Annotated in this window: 15 protein-coding genes; 14 read left to right on the top strand and 1 reads right to left on the bottom strand. The window is 39.4% G+C overall.

The genetic code is table 11. The features are described from left to right. The first annotated feature begins 10 nt into the window (after nt 1-10). The 3 genes from ACDX78_RS03880 to ACDX78_RS03890 all read left to right on the top strand — a co-directional run bounded on the left by ACDX78_RS03880 (nt 11) and on the right by ACDX78_RS03890 (nt 1,806). Nucleotides 11-712: a response regulator transcription factor gene (locus ACDX78_RS03880; RefSeq protein WP_486025506.1), complete on the top strand. Its 702-nt coding sequence runs from the start codon at nt 11-13 to the stop codon at nt 710-712. A 101-nt stretch (nt 713-813) separates the two neighbouring features. Further along, nucleotides 814-981: an anti-repressor SinI family protein gene (locus tag ACDX78_RS03885; RefSeq protein ID WP_486025507.1), complete on the top strand. Its 168-nt coding sequence runs from the start codon at nt 814-816 to the stop codon at nt 979-981. A 180-nt stretch (nt 982-1,161) separates the two neighbouring features. After that, nucleotides 1,162-1,806: an SDR family oxidoreductase gene (locus tag ACDX78_RS03890; protein ID WP_486025508.1), complete on the top strand. Its 645-nt coding sequence runs from the start codon at nt 1,162-1,164 to the stop codon at nt 1,804-1,806. Between the two features lie 251 nt (nt 1,807-2,057). On the opposite strand, the gene ACDX78_RS03895 is transcribed toward ACDX78_RS03890, so the two are convergent. Further along, complete coding sequence (locus ACDX78_RS03895; protein WP_486025509.1) at nt 2,058-3,005, bottom strand: hypothetical protein; 948 nt, start codon at nt 3,003-3,005, stop codon at nt 2,058-2,060. 764 nt (nt 3,006-3,769) lie between these two features. Between ACDX78_RS03895 and ACDX78_RS03900 the strand changes: the two genes are divergently transcribed. The 11 genes from ACDX78_RS03900 to argH all read left to right on the top strand — a co-directional run bounded on the left by ACDX78_RS03900 (nt 3,770) and on the right by argH (nt 14,963). Continuing rightward, the gene (locus tag ACDX78_RS03900) at nt 3,770-4,102 is read left to right on the top strand and encodes a PadR family transcriptional regulator (RefSeq protein WP_486025510.1); all 333 of its coding nucleotides are present in this window, start codon (nt 3,770-3,772) and stop codon (nt 4,100-4,102) included. Beyond that, nucleotides 4,099-4,731: an HAAS signaling domain-containing protein gene (locus ACDX78_RS03905; RefSeq protein ID WP_486025512.1), complete on the top strand. Its 633-nt coding sequence runs from the start codon at nt 4,099-4,101 to the stop codon at nt 4,729-4,731. Before ACDX78_RS03900 ends, ACDX78_RS03905 begins: the two co-directional genes overlap by 4 nt. Nucleotides 4,732-4,830: 99 nt before the next feature. Then, entirely contained in the window at nt 4,831-6,285 is a 1,455-nt protein-coding gene (locus ACDX78_RS03910) for a DUF4153 domain-containing protein (RefSeq protein WP_486025513.1), read from the top strand. Nucleotides 6,286-6,308: 23 nt separating this feature from the next. Continuing rightward, the gene (gene uppS, locus ACDX78_RS03915; RefSeq protein ID WP_486025515.1) at nt 6,309-7,007 is read left to right on the top strand and encodes an undecaprenyl pyrophosphate synthase; all 699 of its coding nucleotides are present in this window, start codon (nt 6,309-6,311) and stop codon (nt 7,005-7,007) included. Nucleotides 7,008-7,677: 670 nt separating this feature from the next. After that, on the top strand, nt 7,678-8,574 hold the full coding sequence (locus tag ACDX78_RS03920; RefSeq protein WP_486025517.1) for a helix-turn-helix transcriptional regulator: 897 nt from the start codon (nt 7,678-7,680) through the stop codon (nt 8,572-8,574). A 43-nt stretch (nt 8,575-8,617) separates the two neighbouring features. Then, nucleotides 8,618-9,442 (top strand): NAD(P)H-binding protein, encoded by an 825-nt coding sequence (locus ACDX78_RS03925; protein ID WP_486025519.1) that lies wholly within the window; start codon nt 8,618-8,620, stop codon nt 9,440-9,442. 189 nt (nt 9,443-9,631) lie between these two features. Next, the gene (locus ACDX78_RS03930; protein ID WP_486025520.1) at nt 9,632-10,066 is read left to right on the top strand and encodes a VOC family protein; all 435 of its coding nucleotides are present in this window, start codon (nt 9,632-9,634) and stop codon (nt 10,064-10,066) included. 195 nt (nt 10,067-10,261) lie between these two features. Next, nucleotides 10,262-11,206: an ATP-binding cassette domain-containing protein gene (locus tag ACDX78_RS03935; RefSeq protein WP_486025521.1), complete on the top strand. Its 945-nt coding sequence runs from the start codon at nt 10,262-10,264 to the stop codon at nt 11,204-11,206. Then, complete coding sequence (locus ACDX78_RS03940) at nt 11,206-12,030, top strand: ABC transporter permease (protein WP_486025523.1); 825 nt, start codon at nt 11,206-11,208, stop codon at nt 12,028-12,030. The genes ACDX78_RS03935 and ACDX78_RS03940 overlap by 1 nt, the downstream gene beginning before the upstream one ends. A 273-nt stretch (nt 12,031-12,303) precedes the next feature. Beyond that, the gene (locus tag ACDX78_RS03945; RefSeq protein ID WP_486025525.1) at nt 12,304-13,563 is read left to right on the top strand and encodes an argininosuccinate synthase; all 1,260 of its coding nucleotides are present in this window, start codon (nt 12,304-12,306) and stop codon (nt 13,561-13,563) included. Next, nucleotides 13,560-14,963, top strand: coding sequence for an argininosuccinate lyase (argH, locus tag ACDX78_RS03950; RefSeq protein WP_486025527.1), 1,404 nt, complete (start codon nt 13,560-13,562; stop codon nt 14,961-14,963). Before ACDX78_RS03945 ends, argH begins: the two co-directional genes overlap by 4 nt. Nucleotides 14,964-15,761: the final 798 nt, after the last annotated feature.

The following is a 15,761-nucleotide window of genomic DNA, read 5'->3' on the forward strand; positions in this document are numbered from 1 at the left end:
CTGAGCGGAATTGAAAACGGTAAAAATACTAATTGTAGAAGATGAGGCGGAAATACGCCATTTGCTTCAATTATACCTTCAGGAATTATATGAAATAGCAGTGGCGGAAACCGGAACGGAAGCTATTGATAAAGTCAAACGGGACCCACCGGATCTTATTTTACTGGATATACTTTTGCCTGAAAAAAATGGTCTGGAAGTTTGCAGAGAAATACGCATGTTTAATGAAGATGTTTCCATTTTGTTTATAAGTTCGAAAAGAGAGTTTGAAGACCGGATTACAGGGCTGGAGGCAGGGGCGGATGATTATATTATAAAGCCTTTTGATCCAGGGGAAGTTCGTGCAAGAGTGATGGCACATATTAGAAGAAAGGATATTTATGAAAAGCATCACCAACAGGAGCAAAAAAAGTTAAGGTTTCATGAACTTGAAATCAATTTGGATAGTTATTCGGTTTATTTGAAGGAGAAACCGGTACAATTGTATGCAAAAGAGCTGCAGCTGCTTATGTTTCTGGCAAAGTATCCGAACCAGGTGTTTTCCATTGAGCAGCTTTATGATCAGGTGTGGGGGAAAGAGACAATTGGCGATTATAGTAACGTAAAAGTGCATATCAGCAATTTACGGAGGAAAATTGAAAAAAATCCAAGAAAGCCAAATTATATACAAACAATTAGAGGAATTGGCTATAAATTCACGGGGGAAAGTTAAAAAAATTGTGTTTTTTTAACTTTCTTTTAACCTTTTTTATATAGAATAAGGAAAGACATATACATAAGACAACTTAATAATGGAAAGGTGGGGACCATAGAGTGCATTCAGCGTCATTGAAAGTGAGTAAGAACTTGGATCAGGAATGGATAGAATTAATCAAAGAAGCAAAAGACGCAGGATTGACCGTAAAAGATGTTAGAAGGTTTTTTATCAACGCAAAATATATAGAAGAAGGCGACTTTTCCGAGTATAAAGCAACAAAGTAAACACAAAGACAGTGTTCCTTTGTTGCAAAATTGCATTTTATTATTTGGATGAAGGGATTATTTCTCGAGGTAAGTACAGAAGAAGTTGTAAAAGCTATTTCAAAAAAGGAGCAGTATTTTTGCCTGGCAGCATTAATTCTGAAATAATGATTATATAGTAAATAAAAGGAGTGCTGCCAAGTGAAAGTATTTGTAATTGGAGCCAATGGACAAATTGGAAAACATATAGTCAGCATGCTGAAAGACAGCAAAGAACATACCGTAACAGCAATGGTAAGAAAAGAAGCGCAGGCAGAGGAATTAAAACATGCAGGTGTAGAAGCGGTCATTGCCAATTTGGAAGGCAGCGCTAATGAACTGAAGGAAGCAATGGCTGGAAGCGACGCAGTGATTTTTACGGCAGGATCGGGTGGAGGCACCGGAGCTGATAAAACAATGTTAATAGATCTTGATGGGGCAATAAAATCTGTGGAAACAGCTGAAAAAGCCGGGGTCTCACGGTTCGTAATGGTCAGTGCGATTCAGGCACATAATAGAGAGAATTGGGGCGAAACACCGAGCTATTATTATGTAGCAAAACATTATGCGGACAGAGCACTGATGAACAGTGGTTTAACGTATACGATTGTGCGGCCGGGCGGTTTACTGAATGAACCTGGAACAGGCAAGATTACAGCAGCAGAAAACCTGGAAATGAAAACTATTCCACGGGAGGACGTGGCCCGTACTGTTATTGAAAGTCTTAATGAAAAGAATACTCATCACAAAGCATTTGATCTTCTATCAGGTGACATGAAAATTGGAGCTGCATTGAAAAATATATAAGTCTCGAAAATTAGGAAAAGCCCCGAAAGCAGTTGAGTTTTTTTTCAGGTTTTTTTCGGAATGGAGCAGGAATATAATTTATTATATGATGAAATTATAAATAAAAAAACATTACACTCCGATACCAAGACACAGGCACCATTCTGATATCAGCTCTTATTGATAAATTGCTAATCATATAAAAACACGAACCAGCAGGATAAAACCGTACTGAGTCCGTGCCTTTTCTCTTAACGCGAATAATGTATTTTTTACAACGAGACATCAACCGAAGTACCATTGTCTATTTCCGACTCTGTCTCCATGTTTATTGGAGGAGAAGATATATTAATCGTCAAATTGCTGATTTGCTCAGAAGGCGGATGATTCTCATTCAACATGTAGACTAGTGTAGCATTTTTCGGAATAGAGCTGGTATAATCTCCATCAGTCCTGCCGCTAAACATATCATGGGCGTTTAATTGATGTCCATTTACATTAATGGTGGTGGCAGCGAAAAAGAATTGAATGGGAATCTCACTGGTATTCTGCAAAATGGCATCCATTTGCAAATACCTCACCTCATCCCCTGAAATACCAGCAGTCGCTTCGTCTGTTACTTCCCCGCTTACCAGACTAACATTTTCAATTTCAATGTTTATCGGCCCAACGCTCACCGTCCCAGCAGATGCTGCTTTTTCAATCGTAAATATACCGATTGAATTTTCTGTTGTCTGACCGGGAGTCCCATCTACCGCAAAATTTCCTCTATTATCGTGGGTAAGTTCTTGTTCCTTCGACTCCTCACTTTTTTCCTTCTCAGCAGGAGCTTTTGCTTCTATATTTTCTTCAGTGGCCGTATCTTTTTCTGTATTATTTTTCGTTTCTTCCTCGGTAAATTCCTCACTATTTGCTTTTGTTTCTTCAGCTTGATCCTCTGCCGCTTTTTCAGAGGCACTTTCTATCCCTTCATCCTCATTAGCTGTGCCTTGATCTTCCTCGGGTCTATCCGACTTATCATCGGTAACGGTGACTTCCTTCTCCAGGACAATTTTTTCTTTTTCTCGTTCATCCTGCTGGCTTGTCTTAGCCATTGATATTGATGCAACTGCACTATCTGCAGCAGCTGCCGCTTCTTCTGTGTTTTCCTGCTGACTTGCTCCACAGCCCGCTAGTGCCCCCCCTGATGCTACCAACAAAACTGCTATCCATCTGTACAATGTAGTTCCCCCTCAAGTAGGTATTCTCTCTTTCTGCAAGCATAACAAATTCATAGGGCAGGAACAAACGGACATAGTGAGATGCATCATCCGTATATTTTTGAAAAATTAACGAATATACCTTTTCAACGCCTTCAGTTTTTAATCGTATTCCATAAATTACCTTAGATTATGGAGGGAATAGCTCTTGTTACTGTTGACTCCTTAATGATTTCTCCTTTTTTTAATCATTTCACAATGCATTAATTCCATTTAATGTGCGATGTGAAGTTATTGAACAGGTCGAAGGGTTTTAATAATACAAGAAAAAGAAAAAAGCTCCCTATCATGTATCATAAAGGATTTGAATGGTACAAGAAAAAGAAAAAATCGCCTGATCATGTACCATAAAGTATTTGAATGGTACAAGAAAAAGAAAAAATTGCCTGATCATGTACCATAAAGGATTTGAATGGTACATGAAAGGGCAAAAATCGCCTGATCATGTATCATAAAGGATTTGAATGGTACAAGGAAAAGAAAAAATCGCCTGATTATGTATCATAAGGAACTTTAATGGTACACACAAGAGAACAGGCTTCCTTTCGCCTTGACTTATGATGTTTTAATTCTATTTAATTCATATTGGATTATTGCACAGGTAGAAAAACTTTCCTACGAATCCATCGCATAAGACAAAGAAATAAATATTCTAAATTACACTTTACATTCAAACTAAATTTCTATATAGTATAAATACCTAATATTTCTAGGTAGGTGAGAAAATGTTTAATCGTGAACTTGTTAAAGGAAGCACATCACTGCTTGTGCTGCAGCTATTGAATGAGCGTGATATGTATGGCTATGAGCTGGTAAAAGAAATGGACCGCCGCAGTGAGCATAACCTGCAAGTGAAGGAGGGTACATTATACCCTGCCCTTCACAAGATGGAGAAGCAGGAGTACATTGCGTGCTACTGGCAGCACCGGGAGAAGGGTCCGGCACGGAAATATTACCGTATTACTGACCAGGGAAAAGAAATGCTTGAAGAAAGAATAGCAGAATGGTTCAGATACGTTCAAGTGATGAATAACTTGATCGAAAGAGGCGAATCATGAGTGAAGGGGAACAACAATTTTTACAGGCATTAGATAAAGAAATCGGGAGTCATCCCAACAAGCAGGACATTATGGCGGAATACGAAATGCATGTTTATGATTTGCTGGAGGAAGCGCAAGTCGATCAAGAGGACATCTACTGGGAATTGGTGGAGAGGCTTGGGAAGCCGGAAGAAATTGCTGAATTGTGGAAGCAGGACAAATCGGTTACACCAAGTAAAATGCAGCTTTTATTTGTACTATGCAATATTGCTATATTTGCCGGAGGAACTTTGCTGACCATTGGCTATAATATTTATGATTGGAACTGGCTGGAGGCATTATGGGCCATGCTGACGAATGTTACATCCATCATTATCATTGGTTATATCTTCTTTTGGGGACTATTGGGATATGAAATTGGGAAGGCGTTTGGCGCCGGGGGATATAAACTGTTGAAAAAAACATTTTTATTCTCTATCATTCCGAATTTAGTTTTGATGTATTTAATTATTTTTAAGCTTATTCCATATGCGTGGTTCGGAGCGCTATTAAGTATTCGCTTTATTATTGTATGTATCCTATGTACGGCAGTTCTATACCCGGTAAGCTGGCTTGGATATCGATGGGGAAAAAGAGCTTCCATTTAAAAGGGTTTGAGCATGTTTACTATGGAAGGTAATTTTTTGCACATATGCATAGAATAACTAAGTATATAGAATTACATAGTATAGGAGGGATGATAACCAATGGAAATACAAGTCAGGCAAAAAGATTGGCTGTTTTTACTTGTTTGTTTAGGACTGGGATTACTGGGGGAATTAAGTTTTTTCCATGGCAGAATTGGAATGTCTTATCTTGTATTTATAGCAGGTTTTTATTTGGTTCTGTTTCTTCGTTTCCGTTTTGTTTTTCATCACCGAAGAATTGGCTTGCTATTGATGATAGCCATTTGGATCCTGGCGGGAAGCTATCTTTTTTATGACAGTGTCCTTTTTTATCAGCTTAACTTATTGATCATACCAGTACTCGTTTTTTTTCACATTGTATTGATCACCACGCCAAATCAGCTGAATTGGAGCAGGCCGCATTTCATCCTTTTATTAACAGCAAAATTGCGGCAGGGGCTGCAGTATGTTTCGTCATTTTGCAGATTAAGTCTTCAAAAGGTATTTAAAAATATGACAGATCAAAGGGCAAAAACGATAAAACATATTTTAATCGGATTGGCCATCGGAGTTCCTTTATTGCTGATTATCACTGGACTCTTAATGTCAGCGGATGCTGTTTTTCAGGATGTGGTATTACGATTGCCGGCGTTTGTATTACAGCTTCATTTTATTGAAGGGGTATTTCGGGTTGCAGTTGTGGTCTTTCTTGCATTCTTGTTCTTTGGCATCTTTCAGGTATTGCATAGAAGTTCAGAAGTGGAAGAGCAGCTTAATCAGGAAAGAAGGAATATTCATTGGGATAGTGTTATTGCTATAACTATTTTAGTTATGCTTAATGCGATTTATGTTTTATTTGCAGCCATTCAATTTACTTATTTTTTCAGTAATGGACTGCAGGATGGTTTTACCTATGCAGAATATGCAAGAAGGGGATTCTTTGAGCTGTTATTTGTGACAGTCATTAATTGGACATTGTTAATATGTTTTCTGAAATTAGTGAACGACTCACGAAAAGGTATAAAGATGACCTTAAAAATCATGTATTCCCTTCTGATCATTGTAAGTGGTGTGATGCTGGTCTCAGCGTATCAGCGTTTAAGCATGTACCAAGCTGCTTATGGATATACATTGGATCGTATTCTGGCAGATGGATTTATGATATTTCTGATGGTGGTTTTTGCATATACTTTTATTCGGGTATGGATAGAACGGTTATCGCTGCTTCATTTCTATCTTATCGCAGGATTGGCTTTTTATACCGTATTGAATGCCATCCATATCGAACAAATCATTGTTGATAATAATTTGGAGCGATATGAAGAGACAGGAAAAATAGATGTTCATTATTTAAATTCGCTTTCTTATACCGGATTAGAAGGATTAATGGAGCTATATGAAAAAGAACCTGATTATCCGGCATTGGAAGATATTTTACAAGAACGACAAACGTACATGGAAAAACAAGAAACTTGGCATTCTTATAATTTCACAAGAGAAGCGGTAACAAAAAGGTTGCAAGAACTTGAATTTTAATCTCATTTTGGAGGGATGCTCGGATGAATAATTTAAAGCACATTGCGATTATCATGGACGGAAACGGAAGGTGGGGAAAGGAACGTGGACTCACAAGAAGTCAAGGACATTACGCAGGGGCACAGGCAATGGAAAAAATTATTGATGCAAGCATTGAATTAGATATAAAAATCCTGACACTTTACGCATTTTCTTCCGAGAATTGGTCAAGACCGAAAAATGAAGTGAATTATCTCATGAATTTACCTGTGAAATACCTCAAGCAAAAGCTGCCGGAATTTATGAAAAGGAATATTAAAATACTAGTTACTGGGAACACGGATGCACTTCCGGGATCCACAAAAAAAGCACTTCAAAAATCAGTCAGTGAAACAGAAGCTAATGATGGGCTGGTCGTCAATTTTGCTTTTAATTATGGGGGAAGAGACGATATCCTGCAGGCTGTTCAGAAAGTCATGTATGAAATTCAGCAGCATAATATGGAATTGGATCAGGTGGATGAGGCGTTATTTCAACAATATCTATATACAAAGGAGCTGCCGGATCCGGATCTTGTAATAAGAACCGGCGGGGAAAAGCGGATTAGTAATTTCCTGTTATGGCAATGTTCGCTATCAGAACTTTACTTTAGTGATGTTTATTTTCCTGATTTTGATCGGGGATTATTGAAGAAGGCGGTGCATGAAGTGCAGGAAAGGAGATATATTCATCAGATATCATAGCTGCAGATGAGCGATTGGAAATGACATGAATAAGAGAATTATTGGAAAAAATATACTGCTGAGTAAATCATGCAGAAAAAGAGAAGCTTAGCATAATAATATCTGCATGCCACTTTAGATGAACCGAAACATTTTCCATTTCTTATTAAATCAATCTACCGGGTTAATGGAAAAATTAATATCTGAAGTGAATTCAGCCCATAGTCCCAACCGGAAAAAAGGAATGATAACCGAATAATTTATTTGGGTTCACTTTCAAATAAGTGATCCCCGGCTCCCTTCGATGCCAGGTAAGCGATGTAAAGCTTGCCTGGTTTTTTTTTGACCACTTTGGATGGGACAAAAGTATAAGAACAAACACTACTATATAAACATTCAGAAATTGATAAATTACCCCCACCCTAAATGTATCGACCTGTTCAATATCCAATAGCTCCAATACGCGTTAAATGAAATTAATACATCATGAGCCTATGCGAAAGCAATCCTGTTCTCTTTTATGTACCATTAATAATCTTTGAGCTGATCGAAAAATATTATTAAAATATTTTAATCCTGACATATAAGATGTCAGGATTAATGATTTATATTCTAATTAGTCGAAATGAAAGGAGTTGAGAATGATACAATAATATCCAAGAGAATAGTTTACGGATAAGGAGAGAGAAAAATGAAACTCTATCGTTTGCTGGGGATTACGATGGAATTGCTGACGAAAAAAAGGGTAACAGCAACAGAATTGGCTTCCAGGTTCGAGGTCTCAGTTCGCACAATCTATCGTGACATTGAATTGATTAATCAATCCGGCATTCCTGTTGTTTCTTTCTCCGGAACAGATGGCGGTTTTGAATTGATGAGCGGGTTCTTCTTAACAAAGCAGCATTTCTCCATTGATGACTTTTCCATGATTTACAACCTTTTAAAGAGTGCAGATCAAGCTGTTGATGGCCCGAACTTTAAGTCATTAATCAATAAGCTTAGCACGTTACAGCCCGCTCTGCTAAATTCAAACAGTCAGAACAAAATAATATTCGATATAAGTGCCTCAGAAGATGAAAAAGAGATTATTTTTCCCTTAATGAAAGCGGTCGACCAATCGAAAAGGATTTTCTTGACCTATACAAATGCTTCCGGTCAAGTATCAGAGAGAAAGATAGAGCCGCTAAAACTTTTATGGTTAAAAGGAGTTTGGTACCTGGACGGCTATTGCTTATCAAGAAAAGACACACGTTACTTTCGTGTTTCAAGAATGACTAATCTCGAAGTGTTAGAAGAGCAATTTCATCCAAAATCAGCGTACAAACGTCCGGTTCAAGAACAAGAACAAGGCATAAACGCTCACCTTCGTTTTGATTTATCGGTACAGACGAGGGTGTTTGAGCAATTTCCAGGTGCATTCACACTTCAAGGAGATTTTATCGAAGTAAAAACGATTTTTTATTCCAGAGAATATGCGGTTTCTGTCATATTAAGCTATGGGTCGAAGGTAGAAATACGTTCCCCGGATGAACTGAAAGATGATTTGATTCAAGAGGTCAATGAAATTGGAAAGATCTATTTTGATTGAATACCTGACAATCGCAATACTGATTGAAATAGGAGGATGCATAATGACAATTTTAGTAACAGGTGCCACTGGAACAGTAGGAAGGCATGTTGTAGATCAACTCGTTAAAAAAGGGGAACAAGTGAGAGCAGTATCTCGCAATCCAGAAAGAGCTCATTTGCCGGAGGGGGTAGAGGTTGTAGCAGGAGATTTAATGTCTCCGGACACGCTGAATCCCGCATTAAAAGGTGTTACCGCTTTATACCTGATTACTTCAAGTGATCAAACTGGTGCGACACTGGAAACCAATCCTCAAGTCGTAAATTTGGCGGAACAGGCTGGGGTTCAAAGAGTGTCTTTATTGACGGTATACGGTGATGGTCCTGTGGAACAAGCACTCAAAAACAGTCGTCTCGAATGGACATTTGTGCAGCCGGTTGGATTTATGGCCAATGCTATTGATGACTGGCAGGAATCAGTTCGAAAAGAAGGGGTTGTTCGTAAGTTTGAAGCCGAAACACGGGGTGCCATTATCCATGAAGCTGACATTGCAGCAGTTTTTGTTGAAACACTTCTTGAAAAAGGCCATCATGGAAACTCTTATACACTCACTGGTCCAGAAGCCCTCTCTGCCATTGAACAAGTGGAGATCATTAGTAAAGCCCTTGGTAAAGATATTAAACTTGAAGAGTTAACGGAAAAACAAGCTCGAAAGGGGTGGCAAGAGATGGGCTATGATGAGGAAAGTATTGATTTTATGGTTCAAATGAGTAAAAATCCGCCCGAAATTGGTTCTACCGTTATACCAACGATCGAAGAAGTAACAGGACGCCCGGCAAAAACATTTGCTGCGTGGGTATCTGAACATAAAAGTGACTTTATGTTATAGTTTTTGGTGTTCTAAGGTTATAAAAGGCGTTATATGAAAAAAGTTCTTGAAAGAAGGTTTCTTACTGAAATGGCAGTTGATTTTACGCAACCTGGCCAGATCTTTATTAGAATCGTTGATAGGTGTTAGTCTTGTACGCTGACAATAGATGATTGTAAATCGATAATTATTAACAGGAGGGATTTGAATATGAACAAATTTCAGATATTACGAGGATTTACTACCATCAGTTACTGGGCAGATGATGTGGTGGCAGCAAAAAATTGGTACAGTGAGATTTTGGGCATGGAACCATATTTTCAGCGTTCGGGTGAGGACGGGAAACTTGCTTATGTTGAGTTTCGGGTCGGAGACTACCAGCACGAACTAGGTCTGATTGATCGGCTCTATGAACCTGATGGTGGAACTCCCGGTTCAGGAGGAGCAGTTATGTATTGGCATGTCGATAATGTGACAGCAACTCTTGAAAAGCTGCTATCCATGGGAGCGAAAGAGTATGAGGCACTCACACACCGTGAGGAAGGGTTTATCACGGCTTCTGTCATTGATCCATTTGGTAATATACTGGGGATTATGTACAATCCACACTATTTAGAAATATTGGATTCCAGAATTCAGTCCTGAAAAAATGGCTGCGGTTGGTGGAATAACATAAAAAAACCAAAGGGCAATACTTTGAGAAGGATCAAAAATAAATATCTATTTTTCATCAAAGGTTTACTTTATTCTCAAAGATCACATCATTTCAATAGATGTCCAGGATTATCAGCCAGGGTATATTTGAAAAGCTATATAAATGATTAGAAGGAGTTACCCAAAATGCAACATGCAATAAAAGTGAACGGTTTTAAAAAATCATATAATAACAATCAGGTGGTAAAAGGTATCAATTTGCAAGTAAAAAAAGGTGAATTATTTGCCCTTCTTGGACCGAACGGTGCCGGAAAAACAACCATTATCCATATGCTTTCGACTCTTCTGAAGCCGGATGAAGGCACAGCGTTTATTGGAGGGTTGGACGTTGTCAAAAATGCCAAAGACGTTCGAAAAATGATAAGTCTGACGGGACAGTTTGCTGCCCTTGACGAAGGGTTGACGGGTTTACAAAATTTAATGTTGATTGCCAGACTTCATGGTCACTCCAATAAACAAGCTCGTTCGATAGCCAATGAATTAATTCAATCCTTCGATCTTTTTGATGCCAGGAATCGTATGGTAGCAAATTATTCCGGGGGCATGCGTCGCAGGTTAGATATTGCAGCAAGTATTGTCACCCAACCGGATCTTATTTTTCTCGATGAGCCAACAACGGGACTGGATCCCCAAAGCCGTATCCAGGTTTGGGAAGTTGTCCGAGAGCTTCTAAAATTGGGCACGACTGTATTATTAACCACGCAGTACTTGGAAGAAGCAGATCAGTTAGCTGATCAAATTGCTGTTATTGATGAAGGGAGAATCATTGCCGAAGGAACACCAAACGAACTGAAAGCTTCATTTGGTGAAAAGGCGCTATCTTTTCGATTAACAAAATATGTTGAATTCGAAAAGATTAGTAGCATCTTAGATGATCACGCTTTAACCGTATTTCAAGATGAAGACCCCCTTGTTTTCAAGATACCTGTAAAAGAAACAAAGCTTGCAAACTACGCAATTCATACACTTTTGGTCAATGAAGTACCTGTTGAAGAATTTGTACTGGGTAAGCCAAGCTTGGACGAGGTGTTCCTGGCTTTAACAGCGCCGAAACACAGGGAGGTCGTTTAATGAACATCACGAAGAATTTTAGTGAGTCATTGTCTTTCTGGAATTCAACACCAAAAAGTGCAAGTGCTTTGAAAGCTACACAAACTATTATTTGGAGAACGGTACAAAACACAAAGAATAACTTATTTGGCTATGTTATTGAAGCTATTCTGGCTCCAGTGATCATGATGCTTATCTTTAATTATTTGTTTGGTGGAGCAATTGCAGGATCTACAAGAGACTACATTCAGTTTCTTTTGCCGGGGATGCTTATTTTGACTGTTGTTCCATTGACCGTATACAGTGGAACAACTATATGTCTGGATATTACAAAAGGTGTTTATAATCGGTTTAGAACGATGCCGTTTTGGCAGCCGTCATCTATACTTGGACCATTAATTACTGATGGAATACGATATACCATTGCATCTTTTTCTGTATTGGCTACAGGATTTTTACTGGGATTTCATCCGGAAGGTGGGATAATGGGAACAGCACTTGCCTTATTGTTTATTATTTTCTTTGCGTTTAGTGTGAGCTGGATTTTTGCTATGATCGGCATTCTTGCTAAACGTCCGGAAACTGTATCGGGGTCGAGTATGATGTTCATTTATCCTCTTTTGTTTGCCAGCAATATTTTTGTAGATTCAGCTACGATGCCCAAATGGATTCAAGTCGTTGTGGATCTGAATCCAATCAGTATTGCGGCATCTGCGGTAAGAGGTCTCATGTCTGGAACAGCCACCACTGCTGAGATTGTTGGAGGTATTGCCGTATGCATGTTATTCATCATTGTTTTTGCACCGATGACCATTTATCTCTATCTTTCGAAAAACAAGAGGTAAACGGATCAGATTCACTTCACAAAAAAATACTGAAAATAAAATAATCAAATAAACCTGCTCGAAAAATAATACGATAACCGAATAGTTTAATGGGTTACTTCCAAGGTGACCCCTTACCCCCGTGACCAGGCAAGTGTGGAAACTTACCTGGTTTATTTTTCCCTTTACCATTTTGCAATATATATTAAAAAAATCTTCTTCTACACTTGAATATTCATTCATTATAATGCATAATAATTCATAAGCATTTATAAATATAAGGAGATGGGTATTATGAGCAAGGATAAAATTGTTTTGGCATATTCTGGCGGGCTTGATACTTCTGTAGCGGTGAAATGGCTGCAGGATAAATATAACTATGATGTAATCGCGGTAGCGCTTGATGTTGGAGAAGGGAAAGACCTTGACTTTGTGAAAAATAAAGCCTTGGATGTAGGGGCGATTAAGTCCTATGTCATTGATGCAAAATCCATCTTTTCCAATGAATTTGTTTTATCATCACTGCAGGCAAATTTGTTGTACGAAGGAAAATACCCTTTAATTTCAGCGCTGTCTCGTCCGCTGATTGCCAAGGTACTAACCGCAATTGCAGAGCAGGAGGGGGCGGTAGCTGTAGCACATGGCTGTACCGGGAAAGGAAACGATCAGGTGCGTTTCGATGTGGCATTTACAGCCCTTAATCCTAACCTGAAAATTGTGGCCCCCGTACGTGAATGGGCGATGTCAAGGGATGAGGAAATTCAATATGCAAAAGAGCATAACATTCCTATTCCGATTGATGTGGATAACCCTTTCAGTATTGACCAGAATTTATGGGGGCGCAGTAATGAATGTGGTGTACTCGAAGATCCTTGGGCAGAGGCTCCTGAAGAGGCATTTGAACTGACAGTGAATCCCATGGAGGCACCGGATGAGCCGCAAATAGTTCAGATTACATTTGATCAGGGAAAACCAATTTCCCTGGATGGAGAAGAACTCCCATTAGAAGCGTTAATTTTAAAATTAAATGATATTGCCGGAAAGCATGGCGTGGGACGGATCGACCATGTGGAAAACCGCCTCGTTGGCATAAAATCGCGTGAAATATATGAAGCACCAGCAGCACTGACATTGATTTCTGCTCATCAGGAGTTGGAAGCATTGACATTGCCAAGAGAGGTTGCGCAATTTAAGCCTGTCATCGAGCAGAAGTTTGCCCAAACCGTTTATGACGGCCTTTGGTACTCTCCGTTGACAGAAGCATTGAAAGCATTTATCGATGCAACACAAAAACATGTGTCAGGAACAGTAAAAGTAAAACTGTATAAAGGCCATGCACAGGTAGTTGGAAGAGTGTCCGCTAATTCCCTGTATGATTTTGACTTGGCAACCTACAATAAAGCCGATGCATTTGATCATGAAGCAGCCCTCGGATTTATCAAGCTATGGGGTCTGCCGACAAAAGTACATGCTTCCGTGAACAAAACGCATGAAGCAACAGAAGCTTCTATAAATGATCTTATTTTAGATGTAAAGGAAGCAGTGAAACAATGAAACTCTGGGGAGGACGCTTTACAAAGTCGACAAATGAATTGGTAGATGAATATACCGCATCCATAACATTTGATAAAAAACTGGCAGCCTATGATGTGCAGGGCAGTATTGCCCATGTGAAAATGCTGAAAAAATGCGGCATTATTTCTGAAGGTGAAGCAGATACCATTGCTGCCGGGCTGGAAGCTGTCTATGAAAAAATTGAAAATGGAAAAGCTGTACTAAGTGAAAAAGATGAAGATATTCATATGAATGTCGAGCGGCTTCTCATTGAAGAAATTGGTCCGATCGGCGGAAAACTTCATACAGGACGAAGCAGAAATGACCAGGTAGCCCTCGATATGCGGCTGTATTTGCGGAATGAGTTGCTGAATATCAGCGACCAGCTTATCGAGGTGCAGGAGGCACTGTGTAAACAGGCAGAAGCAAATCTGGATACCGTACTGCCCGGCTATACACACCTGCAGCGGGCACAACCGGTATTATTTGCTCATCATATGATGGCATATGTATTTATGTTCCAGCGGGATGTAGAGCGGCTTGCTGACAGCTATAAGCGGGTGAATAAGTCACCGCTTGGAGCAGGAGCACTGGCAGGAACAACATTCCCAATAGACCGCGAATTTGTAGCAGAACAGCTCGGATTTGAGGGGATTTGTGAAAACAGTTTGGATGCGGTGAGCGATCGTGATTTTGTTGTGGAGTTCTTGGCGAATGCATCAATGATTGCTGCGCATCTTTCCCGTTTGTGTGAAGAATTGATTCAATGGTCCAGTGCCGAATTTAATTTTATTGAACTAGATGATGAATTTTGTACCGGAAGCAGCATGATGCCGCAAAAGAAAAATCCGGATGTAGCGGAGCTTGTCCGAGGGAAAACGGGCAGAATATACGGAAATCTCACGGCTATGTTGACCACCTTAAAAGGATTGCCGCTTGCATACAATAAAGACATGCAGGAAGATAAGGAAGGCATGTTTGATTCGGTGGATACCCTTAAGGGCGCACTTGCTTTGTTCGCCCCGCTGATTAAAACAATGCAGGTGAAAAAAGAAAATATGTACGAAGCGGTACGCCAGGATTTTTCCAATGCCACAGATCTTGCGGATTACCTTGTAGGAAAAGGCATGCCATTTCGTGAATCACATGCGGTTGTTGGGAATATTGTGCTGTATTGCATTAATGAAGGAAAATACCTCCTTGATATGAGTCTGAAAGAGTTAGCGTCATTTTCAGACAGGATAGAAGCGGATATATTTAATGTGCTTACACCTGAAGCTGTTGTAAATGCAAGGAATGTGGCAGGAGGAACAGCGAAAATCCGGGTGGAAAAGCAGATGACTATTGCTGAAGGGTTATTTGAAAAAAATAAGGAATGGATGAAGCAGCAGAAAGTCTAAATGAATTTCACAGCTAAAATTTACGAATTTGCTATTAACGAACAGGTGCGTATTTTTTTGCTAGTAAACAAATTCACCAGGTGATTATAAAACCTAGCTTTTTATCAATGATATTTAAGTAGTCTCTAATGTACTCATAGCCATTCATGATTCCGGAGTTGGCGAAGTCTGATTGCATAAATATGTCTTTCAGCTGTTTCACCTGTCTGCCTCGGAATTGAGATAGTAGTGCTTCCCATGCAATAGGGACAGCCGAAGAGATGAAAAATAGTCAGCAGAAAGGTTCGTTTAGTACGATTGCGAGGGGTGATCACAGCAATAGTTTTCCTTACTTACTTCAGGATTGATTCTGCTGCAGAAAGAACAAAGGCGAAAGCGCCCGTTCAGCAACGTACTGGATTTATCGTAGTAGAGGAGTGTGAAGTTTGGGGCTGCTAAATGCCCGCCCCGTCAAGATCTCTGCTAGTGGCTAAATAACTTTGCCAGCTTATCCACAGCATACAAATTTTGTAGTTTTCTAAGAAATGGTAAAAAGCTCCCTTTGAATTAGGAGCTACGTTACCAATTCAGTATTAATTTTACTGCTGTATAAGTGAAGGTATTCACATAAATACCTGCAGAATAATTTGGAGTAAGTTTATTCGCTGGACACAAACGCATAATCACGGGACAAACAGTTAAAAGTACTATACAAATTGCAGTGTTCGCTGGCGAATCTACCATACGCGGGTGTTGTTTTGGCAATTATTTTCTGACAAATATCAAATGATGCCAGCGAATCATCTTTATCACCTTAGT

The organism is Virgibacillus oceani, assembly GCF_041521345.1.
GTDB lineage: Bacteria > Bacillota > Bacilli > Bacillales > Amphibacillaceae > Virgibacillus_N > Virgibacillus_N oceani_A.

Coding starts and splice junctions, on each gene's coding strand:
- uppS (WP_486025515.1), top strand. CDS start 6,309: ATGAATAATTTAAAGCACATTGCGATTATCATGGACGGAAACGGAAGG.
- ACDX78_RS03900 (WP_486025510.1), top strand. CDS start 3,770: ATGTTTAATCGTGAACTTGTTAAAGGAAGCACATCACTGCTTGTGCTG.
- ACDX78_RS03905 (WP_486025512.1), top strand. CDS start 4,099: ATGAGTGAAGGGGAACAACAATTTTTACAGGCATTAGATAAAGAAATC.
- ACDX78_RS03935 (WP_486025521.1), top strand. CDS start 10,262: ATGCAACATGCAATAAAAGTGAACGGTTTTAAAAAATCATATAATAAC.
- ACDX78_RS03930 (WP_486025520.1), top strand. CDS start 9,632: ATGAACAAATTTCAGATATTACGAGGATTTACTACCATCAGTTACTGG.
- ACDX78_RS03910 (WP_486025513.1), top strand. CDS start 4,831: ATGGAAATACAAGTCAGGCAAAAAGATTGGCTGTTTTTACTTGTTTGT.
- ACDX78_RS03920 (WP_486025517.1), top strand. CDS start 7,678: ATGAAACTCTATCGTTTGCTGGGGATTACGATGGAATTGCTGACGAAA.
- argH (WP_486025527.1), top strand. CDS start 13,560: ATGAAACTCTGGGGAGGACGCTTTACAAAGTCGACAAATGAATTGGTA.
- ACDX78_RS03940 (WP_486025523.1), top strand. CDS start 11,206: ATGAACATCACGAAGAATTTTAGTGAGTCATTGTCTTTCTGGAATTCA.
- ACDX78_RS03945 (WP_486025525.1), top strand. CDS start 12,304: ATGAGCAAGGATAAAATTGTTTTGGCATATTCTGGCGGGCTTGATACT.
- ACDX78_RS03925 (WP_486025519.1), top strand. CDS start 8,618: ATGACAATTTTAGTAACAGGTGCCACTGGAACAGTAGGAAGGCATGTT.